The sequence below is a fragment of the Vibrio sp. SS-MA-C1-2 genome, from assembly GCF_021513135.1.
In the GTDB taxonomy this organism is placed as follows: Bacteria; Pseudomonadota; Gammaproteobacteria; order Enterobacterales; family Vibrionaceae.
This window is the reverse complement of record NZ_CP090981.1, coordinates 977,052-994,868: the sequence shown is the minus strand read 5'-3', so window position 1 is coordinate 994,868 and position 17,817 is coordinate 977,052. Positions and strand designations below refer to the sequence as shown.

The following is a 17,817-nucleotide window of genomic DNA, read 5'->3' as shown; positions in this document are numbered from 1 at the left end:
ACGAGATAAGCTCTCGTCAGATTTTAGGTAACGTCATGCAAACCCCTCAAATATTGATCGTTGAAGACGAACATGTAACACGTAATACATTAAAGAGTATCTTCGAAGCTGAAGGTTATACCGTTTTTGAAGCAAATAACGGTGATGAGATGCACTCTATCTTATCTGAAAACTCTGTAAACTTAGTTATTATGGATATCAACCTACCAGGTAAGAATGGTCTTCTACTTGCTCGTGAGTTACGTGAGCATGGAGATATGGCACTTATGTTCCTAACTGGGCGTGATAACGAAGTTGATAAGATTCTAGGTCTTGAAATTGGTGCAGATGATTACATCACAAAACCATTCAATCCACGTGAATTAACGATCCGTGCTCGTAACTTGCTTCAACGTTCTATGAACAAAAACAAGCAAACTGAAGAGAAACTATCTATTGAGCGTTATACGTTTAATGGTTGGATCCTTGATATCAACAGTCGCTCTTTAGTTAGTCCTCAAGGTGATTCTTTCAAATTACCTCGTTCTGAGTTCCGTGCACTACTTCACTTCTGTGAAAATCCAGGTCAAATCCAGACTCGAGCTGAACTACTGAAGAAGATGACAGGTCGTGAGCTTAAGCCACATGATCGTACTGTTGACGTAACTATTCGTCGTATCCGTAAGCATTTCGAGTCAATGACAGATACGCCAGAAATTATTGCAACAATCCACGGTGAAGGTTACCGTTTCTGTGGAGAAATCGAAGAAGCATAAGCTTTTACGATAATTGATTACAATAAAAAGCCCCGAATTAATCACTCTCTATTGAGAATAATTAATTCGGGGCTTTTTTATTTTATCCCAATCAAGTCAGCTTATTGTTTATTGGCAGCATAATCGGCTAACCATACTTTAAGCAAATTAATGTCATTCTGATATTCGTTTTTGATCTCATCAATCCAATCATCAATATTTTCCCACCATGTTGGAATATTTGGCGATTGTGCTTGTTGAGCCACTTGTTGAATACGCTTCAACCCAATAGAACCTGCAGCTCCTTTGATCTTATGTGCTTCAGAGACAATACTATCTTGATCTTTGGCGATTAAGTTCGACTCAAGGATATCAACGTAACCTTCCATCATCTCTTCAAATAGAGAAATACTACCGAGGACAGGATCGACACCAACAATATCGATATATGAAGTTAGCATCTCGACATCTAACACAGATTCTTCATTAATTAACGACTCAGGCTCCTCCTCTTCAGGTGCCTCTAAATGACAAATTAGCGCATGATTTTTAATCACCTCACTAATTGCTTTAACACTCAATGGTTTACTTAGCGCTTCATCCATACCTTGCTCTAAGTATTCATTCTTATCTTTCAATACATTCGCTGTTAGTGCAATGAGTGGCGGTAAATTATCGTAATCTTGACGTAGCTTTTGTGCAATATCAAAACCTGTCATATCTGGAAGCTGAATATCCAATAGTACCAGATCAAATTTATTTGGCTCGAAGCAAGCGAGGGCATCCTCACCGCACATTGCAACCGTTACTTGGTGCCCTAAATTTTCCAGCAAGGTTTTAGCGACCAAGACATTCAGTTCAATATCTTCAACCATTAATATACGCAAACTTGATTGTGGTAACGCTGGCATCGCCTCTTCATCTTTCGGCATATCGACCAACGGCACTTTAATGGTAATAATAAAACAACTACCTTCACCTTCATCACTTCGGACAGTAATATCCCCATCCATCAATTGTATGATCTCACGAGAAACAGCCAAACCAATCCCAGTTCCTACCGCATGAAGATTGTCTTTACCACTCTTCACTTGATAATACATCGCAAAGATATTTTCAATTTCCTCTTCTGGAATACCTATCCCAGAGTCTTCTACCTCAAATTCAATTTCAGCATAGTCATCATAAACATCAGCACCAACTCGGAGCCAAACTTCGCCCTCTTTAGTGAATTTCACGGCATTACTTACAATATTCCATAACACCTGACGTAAACGAGTTCCATCAACACTAATGTACTGCGGTAAATCTGTTAATCGATCAAGGGTAAATATCAGCCCTTTTTGTTCCGCCATCAATCCGACTAAATTTTCAATTTCACTAATAAATTCAATAAAATCCATCGGTGTATTCATCAATTCAAGTCGACGACGATCAAACTTATCCATATCGATAATGTCATTAAAGATATGACCTAAAGTAATTGCACTGACATTAATCGTACGCAGGTAATCTCGCTGTTCATCATTCAATTTAGTATCAAGTAGCATGCGACTTAATCCAACAATACCATTAAGTGGAGTACGTAACTCATGGCTAATTGTTGAGATAAATGTCGTTTTATCTCGGCTCGCTTTCTCTAAAGCATCTTGGTAGCGATGACGTTCAGTAATATCTCGTCCAAAACCAACCAATCCAAGACGGGTGCCATTTTTATTATAAAATGGCACCTTACGAAGTTCGAAGTAGGCTTTTCGTCCATCGGTATACTCTAACCACTGCTCATAGGTAACGGCAATATCGCCGCTAAATACTTGTTCATCCGTCTCTACAATCTTCTCTGCAATCTCTTTTTTATAAAGATCCCAAGGCGTCAAACCAATCATTTGATCTTGAGCCATTCCTGTCAGCTCTTCCATCGCCTTATTCGCACCAGATAGCTGTCCTTTCTCATTACGATAATAGATAAGATCAGGGGAAGCATCGATAAATGAACGTAATAAAACCGTCTGCTCATTTAACTCTAATTGCGCTTTTTCTCTCTCATAAACCTCATTTTCAAGATCGATAATCGCCTCATTTCTGGCAATTTCTGCTTTCTTTCTCTCATCAATCTCAAGGTTTAATTGATTAATATTTTCTTGTAATTGATCATTAAGATCCATGTCTCGGGATCGCATCTCTTCAAGTTTTCCGACTAATTTAGAGAGTCGCTGACGAGATTCTTCTAATTGATCCACCACGATCGAGAGGAAGTAGACAGCCCAAGGGGTAATTAAAAGACCAAAGAAAACCGAACGAACAATATCGATATCTTCAATCACACCTTGGAGTGCGAGGGTTATCCCTATCTGTACAATTAAAGCTAAGGCCACTAACCCTAATGCTAATAATAAGCTAAATCGCACAATCCCAAGCTTAACCAATAAATCGACATAATATTGGGCCAATAGTTTTATCTGCTTCATCTGTTAATTAACCACCTACTACAAATTATTTTTAACTGGCGAAAAGATAAATGAGTCATCAATCGCACTTCCTTGCACACCATCTTTTGTTAAATTCCTGCCGATCTCAGTCATTGCTGCCCAACGATTTTCACACCATAACGGCGCAAGCAAAGTCGGTCTCCTCGCCGCAGCCGATACTCGATGATAAACCACATCAGCAGGAGTATTCCTGATCATTTTTGCCGCTATATTACTATAAGTCTCTAGAGATAACTCATTCATGCGCCCAGCTTGCCACGCTTGTCCCATTTTACTCCCTTTAACAATGTGTAAAGGGTGTAATTTAATGCCATCTGTACCTGTCTCAAGTACTTTCTGTAACGTGTTCATATTGTCTTGTTCACTATCACCAGGAAGCCCAACAATTAAGTGGGTGCAGACTTTTAATCCTAGAGCACGGGCTCGCTGAGTAATATCATGATAACACTGATAGTTATGGCCCCGATTAATACGTTTTAAGGTTTTGTCGTTAGCCGTTTGTAAGCCTAATTCTAACCACACTTCATAACCTTGCTGTTGATAACCAGACAGAAGTGATAATACAGAATCAGGAACACAATCAGGGCGAGTTCCAACGCAAAGACCGACAATATCACTAGTTTCTAATGCTTGTTGATACATTTTCTCTAGTAACTGCACTTCGGCATAAGTACTAGTATAGGCTTGAAAGTAAGCTAAATAACGTTTTGCTCGATTTACGCCTTTCGCTTGTTGCTGCAGTTGTTCTGAAATAGAAAGGTGTTGCGCTTGCTCATCAGAAAAAGAGGCAACATTACAGAATGTACAACCTCCTCGACCGATCGTTCCATCACGATTGGGACAGCTAAAGCCACCATGCAACGTGAGTTTATGTACCTTTTCCCCATAACGGCGCTGAAGGTCTTGACCAAAGGTATTAATATAGTGATGTAACTGCATAAATTTAAAGTGCCAATATAAAAGAGGAGACGTCACTATTTTAGCACTTTATTAAACACAATAGAAAATTGAACCGTAACTCATAAAAACTCAAGATTTCACCCAATCACATCAAAGAGCTAATCAACCAATAAAAGCCACAAAGACAAGATTTCACCCCAGAAAAGTGAAAATATAAGTCACTTAAACTGCCAAAGTTGAGCTTGAAAGTATAAACAACCTAAAAAAGCAATAATAAACACCACATTTATTTTCATCATATTTACATTTTTATCACCTAATAGTTGAAATCTACCTGTGATATTGGTATTTATTGAGTAGGTATGTAGGAATTTCACTCAATAGATCGTAATCAATGCGAAAAAAACACTAATTTTCCCTCTCAATCCATGAGCAGAAGATTAATTTCGCCTTTATCAGAATAAATATAGCCAAGCGTAAAGGCAGCTCTGATACCGAAACCACAATTACGATATACCTGAAATAATTAGAGTTGCTAGTAGGCAAACGAATGTAGCTAGCAACTTTAAGTTATGAAAGGTATAACCAAAGAATTAATTACATTATTTAAAGGACTAAGGTACCGCAATTGGTATCTGATTTTTATAGGAAGGACACTCTATGTCGCATGTCGATTCAAAGACTCAAGGATTATATGTCCCAGAAATGGAACATGATGCTTGTGGTATCGGATTTGTTGCCCATCTAAAGAATAGAAAATCACACCGTATTGTTACTGAAGCACTTGAAATGCTTGCTCGAATGGAGCACCGAGGTGGTCAAGGTTGTGATCCAAGTAGTGGTGATGGCGCTGGTATCTTACTGCAAAAACCGCATGAATTTTTATTAGAAGAGACTCAGAAGTTGAATATTAAACTTCCCTCTTTTGAGAAATATGGTGTCGGTGTTGTACTTTTCCCTAAAGATGAATATAAACGTCAACAGTGTCGCGACATTTTAGAGCGTAATGCTAAACGTCTTGATCTAGATATTATTGGCTACCGTGTTTTACCTGTCGATAATTCAATGATCGGTGATGATCCAAAGAGCACAGAACCTCAGTTTGAGCATGTATTTGTCACTGGCGGTAGCTCTATGGAACCAGAAGTACTAGAGCGTAAACTTTATGTCCTTCGTAATTACACCATTCGTGTCTGCCTAGAAAGCATCTCTGACATTGGTGAAGATTTTTACATTAACTCACTCTCTTATAAAACTTTAGTTTATAAAGGCCAGTTAACGACAGAGCAAGTTCCTCAGTACTTCCTCGATCTCAATAGTCCAACAATGGTAACGGCATTAGCGCTTGTTCACTCTCGATTCTCGACAAATACATTCCCGAAATGGCGTTTAGCGCAACCATTCCGTTATATTGCTCACAACGGCGAGATCAATACTGTTCGTGGTAATATCAACTGGATGAAAGCTCGTGAAGCGATCATGCAGTCAGAGCTATTTACTGAACAAGAGATGAGCATGCTATTACCGATTTGCCAAGATGGCAGCTCGGATTCAGCAAGCTTTGATATGGCACTAGAGCTATTAGTTCTATCTGGTCGTTCTCTTCCACATGCCTTAATGATGCTAATTCCTGAAGCATGGCAAGAAAATGAACAACTGAGTAACCAACGTCGCGCTTTCTATCAATACCATGCCAATATCATGGAACCTTGGGATGGCCCTGCGTCAGTCTGTTTTACCGATGGTGTACAAGTCGGGGCAACATTAGACAGAAACGGCCTGCGTCCTTCCCGTTATACCATTACAAACGATGATTTCCTTATCATGGCATCTGAAACCGGTGTTGTTGAAATCGAGCCAGAAAATGTGCGTTACCGTGGCCGTTTACAGCCTGGGCGTATCTTTGTTGCCGATTTAGAGCAAGGTCGCATCATCTCAGATGAAGAAGTCAAAGAGTCTGTTGCCTCATCGAAACCTTATGAGCAATGGATCACTGATAACCTATTAAGCTTAAACAAGCTGCCAGAATCAGAGACAGGCCATCAACTACCATCAGAAGAGCGTCTACTTTGCCACCAGCAAGCCTTTGGTGTCAGTCGTGAAGAGATCAATGAGATCATTCTCCCAATGGCAAAAGATGCTAAAGAGCCACTCGGCGCCATGGGTGCAGACTGGCCATTAGCGATCTTATCTCACCAGTCTCAACACTTATCAAACTACTTTAAGCAGCTGTTTGCTCAGGTCACTAACCCGCCGATCGATCCAATTCGTGAGCGTATGGTAATGTCACTAAAAACCTATTTAGGTCGTGACCATAACTTACTGACTGAGACACCAGAACACTGTCAAAAAGTTGAGCTAGAGAGCCCAATTCTAAGTAATTCTGAATTAGAAAAACTGCGTGCTATCGATAACGATCATCTACAGGCAAAAGTATTAGATATCGTATTTAGAGCAAGTGGTGAAGAAGGGAAGCTTGAGCGTGCCTTAAAACGTATCTGTCAGTACTCAGAAGATGCGGTTGTTGATGGTTACTCAATCATTATCCTAACTGACCGAGCAGTGAACTCAAACCACGCAACGATCCCTGCAATGTTGGCGGTTGGTGCAGTTCATCACCACCTAATCCGTAAAGGTTTGCGTGCTAAGTGTGACATCGTGATTGAGACGGGTGATGCGCGTGAAACTCACCACTTTGCCACTCTATTAGGTTATGGCGCAAATGCGGTTAACCCATACTTAGTGACCGAGACATTAGCACAATTACAAACAACGGGTCGTTTGGATCGTGAGAAGCCATTAGATCAACTATTTGATAACTACCGTAAAGCGATTAATGCGGGCTTGTTGAAGATCTTCTCAAAAATGGGTATCTCGACACTACAGTCTTATCATGGTGCTCAAATCTTTGAAGCGCTAGGTATTAGCCGCTCAGTGGTCGATAAATACTTTACTGGCACCGTTTCTCGTATTGAAGGTTTGACTATCGACGATATCGCCAAAGAAGTATTAATCCGTCATCGCTTCGGTTATCCAACCCGTGAAGTTCCATCGCAAACATTAGATGTCGGTGGGGTTTATCAGTGGAAACAACGTGGTGAAAAGCACCTATTTAACCCTGAAACTATCTCTCTACTTCAAGAATCAACTCGTGAAAAGAGCTACGATACGTTCAAAAAATATTGTCAGACTGTCGATTCACAAGGCGACGATGCAGCAACATTACGTAGCCAGTTAGACTTTATCCGTAACCCAGCAGGTTCAATCCCTATCGAAGAGGTTGAGTCAGTTGAAGGGATCTTAAAGCGTTTTGCTACTGGCGCGATGAGTTTTGGTTCAATTTCTCATGAAGCTCACTCAACCTTAGCGGTTGCGATGAACCGTATTGGCGCGAAATCAAACTCGGGTGAAGGTGGTGAAGACCCAATCCGCTTTGAGAAGAAAGAGAACGGTGACTGGGAACGCTCAGCAATCAAACAGGTAGCTTCTGGCCGTTTCGGGGTAACGTCTTACTACTTAACAAATGCAGCTGAACTACAAATTAAAATGGCTCAAGGTGCAAAACCGGGAGAAGGTGGTCAGCTTCCAGGTCATAAAGTGGATGATTGGATCGGTGCAACTCGTCACTCGACGCCGGGTGTAGGTCTAATTTCACCACCACCTCATCACGATATCTACTCTATCGAAGATTTAGCTCAGCTAATTTATGATCTGAAAAATGCGAACCGCGAAAGCCGTGTTAACGTTAAGCTGGTATCAGAAGCGGGTGTTGGTACTATCGCCTCTGGTGTTGCTAAAGCAAAAGCTGACGTTGTTCTGATTGCAGGTTTTGATGGTGGTACTGGTGCTTCACCAATCTCATCTATCCGTCATACCGGTCTGCCATGGGAATTAGGTCTAGCTGAAACCCACCAGACACTGATCAAAAATGGACTTCGTAACCGTATTGTTGTTCAGTCAGATGGTCAGATGAAGACCCCTCGTGACCTTGCAATTGCAACGTTACTGGGTGCGGAAGAGTGGGGTGTTGCAACCGCTGCATTAGTCGTTGAAGGTTGTATCATGATGCGTAAGTGTCATCTAAATACCTGCCCTGTCGGTATCGCAACCCAAAACAAAACATTACGTGAGCGTTTTGATGGTCGTGTCGAAGATGTTGTTACTTTCTTCAATTACATGGCTGAAGGTCTACGTGAAATGATGGCTGAGCTAGGTTACCGCACTATCAATGAGATGGTGGGTCAATCACAACGCTTGAAGATCCGTGACGATATCAAGCATTGGAAATATCAAAACTTAGATCTTTCTCCGGTTCTACATAGAGAGAAGCCGCGTGAGCAAGATGGTTTATACAACCAGTGTTCCCAGCAGCATGGTCTTGAAGATGTGCTTGATCGACAACTAATAAAGAAGGCACAACCGGCACTGAAAAGTGGCACCGCAGTTAATGCATGCTTCCCTATCGTTAATACCGATAGAAGTACAGGTACCATGCTCTCAAATGAAATTTCAAAAGTCTATAAAGACCAAGGCTTACCACAACCAATGCAAGTTAAGTTCAATGGTTCTGCGGGTCAAAGCTTTGGTGCATTCCTCGCTAAGGGCGTAACCTTTGAAGTTGAAGGTGATGCGAATGACTACTGGGGTAAAGGTTTATCTGGCGGTAAGTTAGTACTTTATCCAAGTAAGACAAGTAACATTGTGGCAGAAGATAACATCATCGTAGGTAACGTCTGTTTCTACGGTGCAACATCAGGTGAATCTTATATTCGTGGTGTCGCAGGTGAACGTTTCTGTGTTCGTAACTCGGGTGCCAAGGTTGTTGTTGAAGGTATTGGTGACCACGGTTGTGAATATATGACAGGGGGTATCGCTGTTATCCTTGGTCAAACTGGTCGTAACTTTGCCGCAGGTATGAGTGGTGGTATTGCTTATGTTTGGGATCAATTTGGTGACTTTGATCAGAAAGTAAATCAAGAGTTAGTTGATCTTGATCCACTAGATGCCGAAGATATCACGTTATTGAAGACGATGATCCAAGAGCATCACACATTAACTAACAGTCACGTTGCAGCTACATTCATAGATAATATCGAACATAACCTACAACAAATCGTTAAAGTTATGCCGAGAGATTATAAAGCTGCACTGAAAAAGAAGCAGCAGTCTGAGCTAGATATGGAGGTCGTAAATGGGTAAGCCAACAGGTTTTCTAGAGGTCGGTCGCGAGCTACCAGGGAAGCGCGACCCTCAACAACGTATTCAAGACAATAAAGAGTTTGTCTTAAACCAAGATTTTGGTGAGAAAATCACTGACCAAGCGTCTCGTTGTATGGATTGTGGCGTACCGTTTTGTCATAACGGCTGCCCAATCGGTAATATCATTCCTGAATTTAACGATGCGGTTTATCGTAAAAGCTGGAAAGAGGCCTGGAATATCCTTAGTAGCACCAATAATTTCCCAGAGTTTACAGGTCGTGTCTGCCCTGCACCTTGTGAAAGTGCGTGTGTGTTAGGGATTAATCAAGATCCAATTACCATCTGTAATATTGAAAAGACCATTGTTGAAACTGCTTACGAAAAAGGATATGCACAACCGAAAATCCCTAAACGTCGTAGTGGAAAAACTGTTGCTATTATTGGTTCAGGCCCGGCAGGTTTAGCCGCTGCTGAACAGTTAAATAGTGCAGGTCATTGCGTCACTGTTTTTGAACGTGATGAAAAAGTCGGTGGCCTACTTCGCTTTGGTATTCCTGATTTTAAACTTTCGATGGAAGTGATCGATCGTAAGATTAATATCATGGAAGAGGCGGGGATCCAGTTTAAAGTTAATGCCCATGTTGGTGTTAACATCAATGCTCGTCAACTTCGTCAAGATTTTGATGTCATCCTACTAACGGGTGGTTCAACAGTACCTCGTGATCTACCCATTAAAGGTCGTGAGCTAAATGGCGTTCATTTTGCTATGGAATTCCTTGGCCAAAACAACCGTCGTGCCAATGATATGGATCTAAAAACAACGCCGATTCATGCCAAAGGTAAACATGTTGTTGTTATTGGTGGTGGTGATACAGGTTCTGACTGTGTTGGTACTTCAAATCGTCATGTTGCAGCATCAGTCACCCAAGTTGAAATCATGCCTTGTCCACCAGAGAAACGTCCAGCATCTCAACCATGGCCAAGCTACCCAATGATCATGAAAACCACGACTTCTCATGAAGAAGGTTGTGAGCGTCACTGGAATATTTTAACCAAAGAGTTTATTGGTGATGAAAACGGCAATGTTAAGTCATTAAAGATTGCGGATATTGAGTGGCTACCAGCAGAAAAAGGAGCTCGTCCAGAGTTCAAAGAAGTTGAAGGTAGTGAACGTATCATTCCATGTGATCAAGCATTCCTTGCCATGGGCTTTTTACACCCAGAACCAACAGGTGTTTTAGCTCAACTGGATATTAAACTTGATGAGCGCGGTAATGTAGCGAGTCAAGGTTATGCCACTAACCAGAAAGGTGTTTTTGCTGCGGGTGATATGCGTACTGGTCAATCACTCGTTGTGCGTTGTATTAATGAAGGTCGTGAAGCGGCAATTGAGATCGATACCTATCTAATGGGTAACTCAAACCTTGAAGCGAAAGCAGACTCGTTAATGCTTGCAAACTAAGATCCATAATGAGTTTAAGTTGCGCTACTAATTAATGGTTGAATAAGCATAATTAATAGATAGCAGCATCAAGTAAACAAGAAATAAAGACCCATCCCTTTAGTGAAATAATCACGCTCAAGGGATGGGTCTTTTTTATTGTTGATAAAATAGCGCATTAAGTACTTCAATCACTCAAAACAGTTATAAACACCATATAACTAAACAAAAAGATCACATTTAATATAAGTTAATTTAAAAGTAGTGCAAAAAACACCCATTTAAAAATAGTAAACTCCCCGTTTTTGATGATCTGATCTTGTTTTCTATGTGCTACAATTCTGGGCATTATCGCGTTACTAGAGAAAATAAAGATGAAAATTGCTATTATCGGTGCAATGGAACAAGAAGTTTCTATCCTAAAAACTAAAATTGAAAACCTACAAACAGATAACCGTGCTGGTTGTAACGTCTATACGGGGCAACTCAATGGTCAAGACGTTGTATTACTCCAATCAGGTATTGGTAAAGTTGCTGCCGCAGTGGGTACTTCAATGCTTCTTGAAAGCTACAAGCCAGATATGGTTATCAATACGGGCTCTGCTGGCGGCTTCGATGCCACACTTTCTCTTGGTGATGTGATTATCTCAAATGAGGTTTGTTACCATGATGCTGATGTAACCGCGTTTGGTTATCAGATGGGGCAATTACCGGCAATGCCGCCACGCTTTAGTTCTGATGAAAACTTAATGACTATCGCTGAAAAAGCATTAAAGATGATGGATGAAGAAACGCATGCCGTGCGTGGCCTAATCTGTACCGGTGATGCTTTTGTCCATACTACTGAACAACAACAATATATCCGTACTCACTTCTCTGATGTTATTGCTGTTGAGATGGAAGCGGCTGCAATTGCTCAAGCTTGCCATCAATATAAAATACCCTTTGTTGTTGTTCGTGCTATTTCAGATGTCGCAGATAAAGAGTCACCAATGAGCTTTGAAGAGTTCTTACCCCTTGCGGCTAAAAGCTCATCCGAGATGGTTGAAAAGATGGTTGAATTGCTAAAATAAATAACATTAAATAGCAATCAGAGCAAATAAAAAGGGCTAAGTTTGTCTAATAAACTTCGCCTTTTTTGTTGTTCGAAGTGCAATAAGTTTCTTATTATGCCAGTTATATATTTTTTAAGTGAGTATCATCACATTTTAACGGTTATTAGTGGAGATGCTTTTTTTTAATCGTACAATCCCCTCCTTATTAAAAATATTTTTCTCTTTTTAGGTTTTCGTTATGCTTATCTACATGCTTGATCTTTTCGGCACCGCTATTTTTGCGGCATCTGGAGTCCTAGTTGCTGGGCGTTTGAGAATGGACCCTTTTGGGGTTGTCGTTCTAGCTAGTGTAACCGCGATTGGCGGTGGAACTATTCGAGACATGGTTTTAGGGGCAACGCCGGTATTTTGGATCACCAACCCGATGTACCTTTGGGTCATTTTTATCACTTGTCTTTTTACTATGGTATTGGTTCGACAACCTAAACGCCTTCCTTGGTATATTTTACCGGTTTCCGATGCGATAGGTTTAGCGGTTTTTGTTGCGATTGGTGTAGAAAAAGCGCTGAGATTTGGCGCATCGCCACAAATAGCTGTTGTGATGGGTGTATTAACAGGCTGTGGTGGCGGTATTATTCGTGATGTTCTTGCTCGTGAAGTACCGATGGTATTAAGAACAGAAGTTTACGCAACAGCTTGTATTATCGGAGGTACGGTACACACCGTCGGTCTATCTCTTGGTTTAGATACAACAGTTGCGACACTTGCTGGTATTATCACAACATTAGCAATCCGTTTAGCCGCTATTCGTTGGCATTTATCGTTACCTACTTTTGCCTTATCACGCTAATGTAATTCCACTCCCATATGAAATAAAAAAGCCCTGAGTTAAACGATAGATATTCATCATTTTACTCAGGGCTTTTTAATAACGGCGACTTATTCGTTGAGTATATAATCTGTTATTTATACTTTTCGAACTTAAAGTAGCAATTAAGCAATCGTTACGCGAGCAAACTTACGCTTACCCACTTGATATATAGCTTGACCTGCTGCTGGTGCAAGTTTGGTATCAGTAACCTTCTCGCCATCAATTTTCACCGCGCCTTGGCGGATCATACGCATGGCATCTGACGTCGAATTAACAAGACCCGCATCTTTTAGTAAGTTTGCAATCGCGATGCCTTGAACCATTTCAAACTCAGGCATTTCATCTGGCATTGCACCCTTTTGGAAACGATTGATAAACTCTTGCTCTGCCGCTTCTGCATCTGCTTCTGTGTGAAAGCGAGCGATGATCTCTTTTGCCAGTAAGATCTTCACATCACGAGGGTTCGTTCCATTTTCAACATTTTGCTTTAACTGAGCGACTTCTTCCAGTGGACGGAAAGAGAGAAGCTCATAGTAACGCCACATTAGGACATCAGAGATCGACATGATCTTACCGAACATCTCACTAGGTGCTTCACTCACACCAATGTAGTTATGCTTAGATTTAGACATCTTATCAACGCCATCTAAGCCTTCAAGTAGTGGCATCATTAAGACGGTTTGTTGTGATTGACCATGAGATTTTTGTAGCTCACGTCCCATCAATAGATTAAAGCGTTGGTCAGTTCCCCCCAACTCCACATCCGCATCTAGTGCAACTGAGTCATAACCTTGTAGTAATGGATAGATAAACTCATGGATAGCAATTGGTCGATTTGAAGCAAAACGCTTTTTAAAATCATCACGCTCAAGCATACGAGCAACCGTTGAGCTAGCCGCTAGACGAATCATCCCTTCTGTACCCAACTCGGATAACCAAGTCGAGTTAAATTCAATGCGTGTTTTAGCAGGATCTAGAATTTTAAAGATCTGTTCTTTATAGGTTTCAGCATTTGAAAGAACTTGTTCACGTGTTAACGGTGGACGAGTTGAATCTTTACCACTCGGATCACCAACAGTTGCAGTGAAATCACCAATTAAGAAGATAACTTCATGACCTAACTCTTGGAATTGACGAAGCTTATTTAAGATAACCGTATGGCCTAAATGAATATCAGGGGCTGTTGGATCTGCACCTAGCTTAATACGTAGAGGACGATTTTCTTTTAATTTCTCAATCAGCTCACTCTCAGGAATAAGGTCTTCAACGCCTCTTTTAATCTCTGCTAAAGCAGCTTCCATGGTTGTCATTGCTATCAACTCCAAATAATAAAAAATATTCCTCTATCATACCAATAGATAACTCGGATTGCTTTAGTTGTTTACGATAATCAACACCACCTCTGATGACAACATGCATCATTATCGTTAGGTTTAGTGAGAATCAGGTTAAAGATCGTCAAAAAAAGGTTAATCAATGACAATTTTAATCCTATGCCTCATAAATAATATTATTACTCTACTCTTAATAGAGATATCCAATTAAAGAAGTTACAATCAAATATAAATTATGCACTTATTAAACTCTTTATTATCCATGTCATCACAAAAATATAAAAAAGCATTGCCTCATTTTCATCGTAAACTTATCGCTATTATTGGCTTATTGTTAATCGTTATTTTAATTTTTCCAACCATGGATATTGAAAAGCCAGAAACCAAATGGATTATTGGTAAAGCTTACTCCCTTCCAATTTCACCATTAACAGAAAAAATAACCGAAGTAGAACAACCATCAGAGATACTTAGTTGGAAAACGATTACCATCAAGTCTGGGGATAGTTTAGCGCTACTTTTTGAGCAACAAGGGCTATCCGCGAATACCCTTTATCGTTTAGTTAATGCTGATAAAAAAAATAAAGCTCTCACTCGTATTAAACCCGGTGATACCTTTAAATTAGGATTAAATTCTGATAATCAGTTAATGACATTAATTAAACCGCTTTCCAAGACATCTGAATTAGTCATGATGAAACATGGTGATAGCTATCAAACGGAAACAGTGAATAGTGAAGTAGAAACAAGAGATAATTTTGCTCAAGCCACGATATCATCAAGCTTTTGGGCAGCCGCAGAAAATATTGGCTTAACACCAAATCAAATTATGGAATTAGCCGGTATGTTTGGTTGGGATATCGATTTTGCACTTGATATTCGCAAAAATGATCACTTCTCAGTGCTTTATGAAGAGCGTTATGCTGATGGTAAATATATTGGCCCTGGTCATATCTTAGCGGCACAATTTACCAATCAGGGAGAAACATTCACCACGATTCGTGATAAGACAGGTAAATATTACACCCCAGAAGGAAAAGCGATGCGTAAAACCTTTTTGCGCTCTCCTGTCAATTTCCGATATGTGAGCTCAGGGTTTAATCCTCGTCGTTTACACCCTGTAACCGGCAAAGTACGCTCACATCGAGGAACAGATTATGTCGCTCCGAGAGGTACACCGATTTGGGCGGCTGGCGATGGTGTCGTGATGAAAGCCGGCTATAACCGCTTTAATGGTAATTATGTCTTTATTAAACACAGCTCCACCTACATCACTAAATACCTTCATTTAACGAAAAGAATGGTTAAAACAGGGCAGCGAGTGAAACAGGGACAAACAATTGGAACATTAGGCAGCACGGGACGTGTTACCGGTGCTCACCTACATTATGAGTTTTTAGTTAACGGTGTTCACCGTAATCCAAGAACCGTCAAGTTACCTCAAGCAGCCTCGCTTAAAGGTGAGAAGAAAAAAGAGTTTCAACTACTCGCTGCGAAACAACAAGCACAATTTGAGCAGTATAAAAGCATCTCAACAAACTTAGTCTTATCCCGCTTAATTGTGTCGGAAGAAGGTTAACACTCAACATAGTATCTTAACTTTCTCATTTATAGATGAGTAAAGTTGCTGGCACAAAAAAGCCTCAAGTAAGATGACTCATGTCGAGTTATTCTTACTTGAGGCTTTTTTTATATTCTATTTTGAATTTAGTATTAAAAAAGGTTTTTAAACACTAAATGATGCACCACAACCACAAGTTGTTGTTGCATTTGGATTATCAACGAAGAAACGTGCACCTTCAAGACCTTCTGTATAATCAACAGCTCCGCCCATCAGATACTGAAGACTCATTGGATCAACAACCAGAGTCACCTCTTGGTTTTCAATAACCATATCACCTTCATTGACTTTTTCATCAAATGTAAAGCCGTACTGGAAGCCACTACAACCACCACCTGTGATATAAACACGTAGCTTTAAATTTGGGTTTTCTTCTTCTGCTATCAATGTCTTCACACGTAGCGCCGCTTTATCAGTAAAACTTAGCGGTATAGGAGCATCGCTCATCTCAACCTCACATCAATATTAACTTATATCGAATTATCTAATACCTGAGTGATTCGTTCAAGTACTATCCATCAATCTATTGTCATGATAGAGCAATTGATCACAATTTACTTGCTTCTTCCGCCAATTCTTTCTCTTTTCTCGCCTTCGCTTCATTATCTAACGTTCTTTCAAGTAACTGGGAGTATATTGGTTTGCCACCTAACGCTTGCGCCAAAATTGTCGCACCAATTGTGGTAATAATAAGAGGGAGAATCAACTCATAATTCCCTGTCATCTCAATAACTAATAGGATTCCAGTCACAGGTGCACGTACTGTCGCAGTAAAAAGCGCGCCCATTCCTGCAATAGCAAACATCCCTGGCTCAAGTCCTAAAGATGGAAAGAAGTGAGAAGCAACGACACCAAATACCGTACCAAACAGAGTACCTAGTGCCAGCATGGGTGCAAAAATGCCTCCCGGTGCACCAGAACCAAAACTGATTAATGTTACGGCTAAACGTGCTAAAAAGAGCATTAATAGTAATGAAATAGATAAATTACCCGCAGCAACTTCAGGAATTAAGAATATTCCACCATTCGTTAATTGAGGTAAATAGATGATCAGTAGACCAAAGAATCCACCAATTGATGCAGCCATAATCAAGTAACGTTTAAAATCATGACGATGGAACTTAACAAATCCATCCAAGGTCATGACCACTAATTTATTAAATAGCACGCCAAAAACACCAAATAACACACCAAGTAACAAAAATAGCCATAAAGACTCTAACTGAGGGGCAATATAAGATGGCATTGAGATAATAGCTTCTTGTCCACGTAGAGAACGAAAGACAACAGTAGAAAGTACCGCCGAGATGGTGACACATTTAATTGAAATTAAACTGTACCGAAATTGAGGACGCATCTCCTCAACCACAAACATAATCCCCGCAAGTGGTGCATTAAATGCTGCCGCTAAACCACCCGCAGCACCGGCTGCAAGGAGTGAGTGACGACCTTCTTTATCTCGAAGACGAAAAATATCAGAGATCATACTCCCGATATTCCCCCCCATTTGTACGGTTGGCCCTTCACGTCCCAGTACCATGCCTGAACCTAAAGCCCCTAAACCACCAATAAATTTCGCAGGAAGAACACGCCACCAACGCACAGGCCGAATCTCATCCATCGCACCTTCGATTTCAGGAATACCTGAACCACCAGACTCAGGAGCCATATGACGAACTAAAACAAAACCAATAACCGCTAAAACTGCACTGACTAAAATAGATGCCAGAACCAAATACAGATGATCTCCAACGCTCTCTTTTAATAGTGAGGTTCTATTCTCAGAGATCCAAGAAACCGCCATTTCAAAGAAAGTACCTATATAACCAGTGACAACACCAACAACGGCAGATAGCAGTAAAACCGAGATAGGAGTTCTATCCCGACTTAAAAAACGGCGCACTAAACCACTAGGATGTAGTTGCTCTTGTTGAACGGAATGAGTCTTAGTTGAGTTAGTCATCTGGGTTTGGCCGGCATAAAAGATTAAATGGAGAACTAGATAAAAACAATTGATATTAAACAAGCACTTAAAACAAATTAACATCTTAAGTAAAGACCTAAATGAAAGGCGATCAACTATCCATAAATAGATAAGGCGATATTATGACCTGTTCATGTCACTTTTTAGACAGGAAATAATAGAAAATTAGGTTCCATTAATATATTTTCC

The 17,817-nt window shown here is 40.4% G+C and carries 11 protein-coding genes; 6 read left to right on the top strand and 5 right to left on the bottom strand.

Annotation, left to right across the window (positions count from 1 at the left end; genetic code table 11):
- The first annotated feature begins 35 nt into the window (after positions 1-35).
- Positions 36-755: a two-component system response regulator ArcA gene (arcA, locus tag L0B53_RS09190; RefSeq protein WP_235061770.1), complete on the top strand. Its 720-nt coding sequence runs from the start codon at positions 36-38 to the stop codon at positions 753-755.
- Positions 756-856: 101 nt separating this feature from the next.
- Here arcA and arcB read toward each other — a convergent pair whose 3' ends face one another.
- Both arcB and L0B53_RS09180 read right to left on the bottom strand, forming a co-directional pair.
- Positions 857-3,202 (bottom strand): aerobic respiration two-component sensor histidine kinase ArcB, encoded by a 2,346-nt coding sequence (gene arcB, locus L0B53_RS09185; RefSeq protein ID WP_235061769.1) that lies wholly within the window; start codon positions 3,200-3,202, stop codon positions 857-859.
- A gap of 18 nt (positions 3,203-3,220) precedes the next feature.
- A complete protein-coding gene (locus tag L0B53_RS09180; protein WP_235062215.1) occupies positions 3,221-4,162 on the bottom strand; it encodes a TIGR01212 family radical SAM protein in 942 nt (313 codons plus the stop codon).
- Positions 4,163-4,783: 621 nt separating this feature from the next.
- Here L0B53_RS09180 and gltB point away from each other — a divergent pair.
- The 4 genes from gltB to L0B53_RS09160 all read left to right on the top strand — a co-directional run bounded on the left by gltB (position 4,784) and on the right by L0B53_RS09160 (position 12,668).
- Complete coding sequence (gene gltB / locus L0B53_RS09175; protein WP_235061768.1) at positions 4,784-9,322, top strand: glutamate synthase large subunit; 4,539 nt, start codon at positions 4,784-4,786, stop codon at positions 9,320-9,322.
- Positions 9,315-10,784 (top strand): glutamate synthase subunit beta, encoded by a 1,470-nt coding sequence (locus L0B53_RS09170; protein WP_235061767.1) that lies wholly within the window; start codon positions 9,315-9,317, stop codon positions 10,782-10,784. Before gltB ends, L0B53_RS09170 begins: the two co-directional genes overlap by 8 nt.
- A gap of 353 nt (positions 10,785-11,137) precedes the next feature.
- Positions 11,138-11,836 (top strand): 5'-methylthioadenosine/S-adenosylhomocysteine nucleosidase, encoded by a 699-nt coding sequence (gene mtnN, locus L0B53_RS09165; protein WP_235061766.1) that lies wholly within the window; start codon positions 11,138-11,140, stop codon positions 11,834-11,836.
- A gap of 220 nt (positions 11,837-12,056) precedes the next feature.
- The gene (locus tag L0B53_RS09160; protein ID WP_235061765.1) at positions 12,057-12,668 is read left to right on the top strand and encodes a TRIC cation channel family protein; all 612 of its coding nucleotides are present in this window, start codon (positions 12,057-12,059) and stop codon (positions 12,666-12,668) included.
- Positions 12,669-12,811: 143 nt separating this feature from the next.
- Here the strand turns inward: L0B53_RS09160 and tyrS are convergent, their stop codons facing one another.
- Positions 12,812-13,999, bottom strand: a complete 1,188-nt coding sequence (gene tyrS, locus L0B53_RS09155) for a tyrosine--tRNA ligase (RefSeq protein WP_235061764.1) — start codon at positions 13,997-13,999, stop codon at positions 12,812-12,814.
- 259 nt (positions 14,000-14,258) lie between these two features.
- Here tyrS and L0B53_RS09150 point away from each other — a divergent pair, with 259 nt between their 5' ends.
- On the top strand, positions 14,259-15,602 hold the full coding sequence (locus tag L0B53_RS09150) for a peptidoglycan DD-metalloendopeptidase family protein (protein ID WP_235061763.1): 1,344 nt from the start codon (positions 14,259-14,261) through the stop codon (positions 15,600-15,602).
- 147 nt (positions 15,603-15,749) lie between these two features.
- On the opposite strand, the gene erpA is transcribed toward L0B53_RS09150, so the two are convergent.
- Positions 15,750-16,091 carry an iron-sulfur cluster insertion protein ErpA gene (gene erpA, locus L0B53_RS09145; RefSeq protein WP_235061762.1) on the bottom strand — a complete coding sequence of 114 codons (342 nt, stop codon included), beginning with the start codon at positions 16,089-16,091 and terminating at the stop codon, positions 15,750-15,752.
- A 100-nt stretch (positions 16,092-16,191) separates the two neighbouring features.
- Positions 16,192-17,607, bottom strand: a complete 1,416-nt coding sequence (gene clcA, locus L0B53_RS09140) for a H(+)/Cl(-) exchange transporter ClcA (RefSeq protein WP_235061761.1) — start codon at positions 17,605-17,607, stop codon at positions 16,192-16,194.
- Between the last annotated feature and the right edge of the window lie 210 nt (positions 17,608-17,817).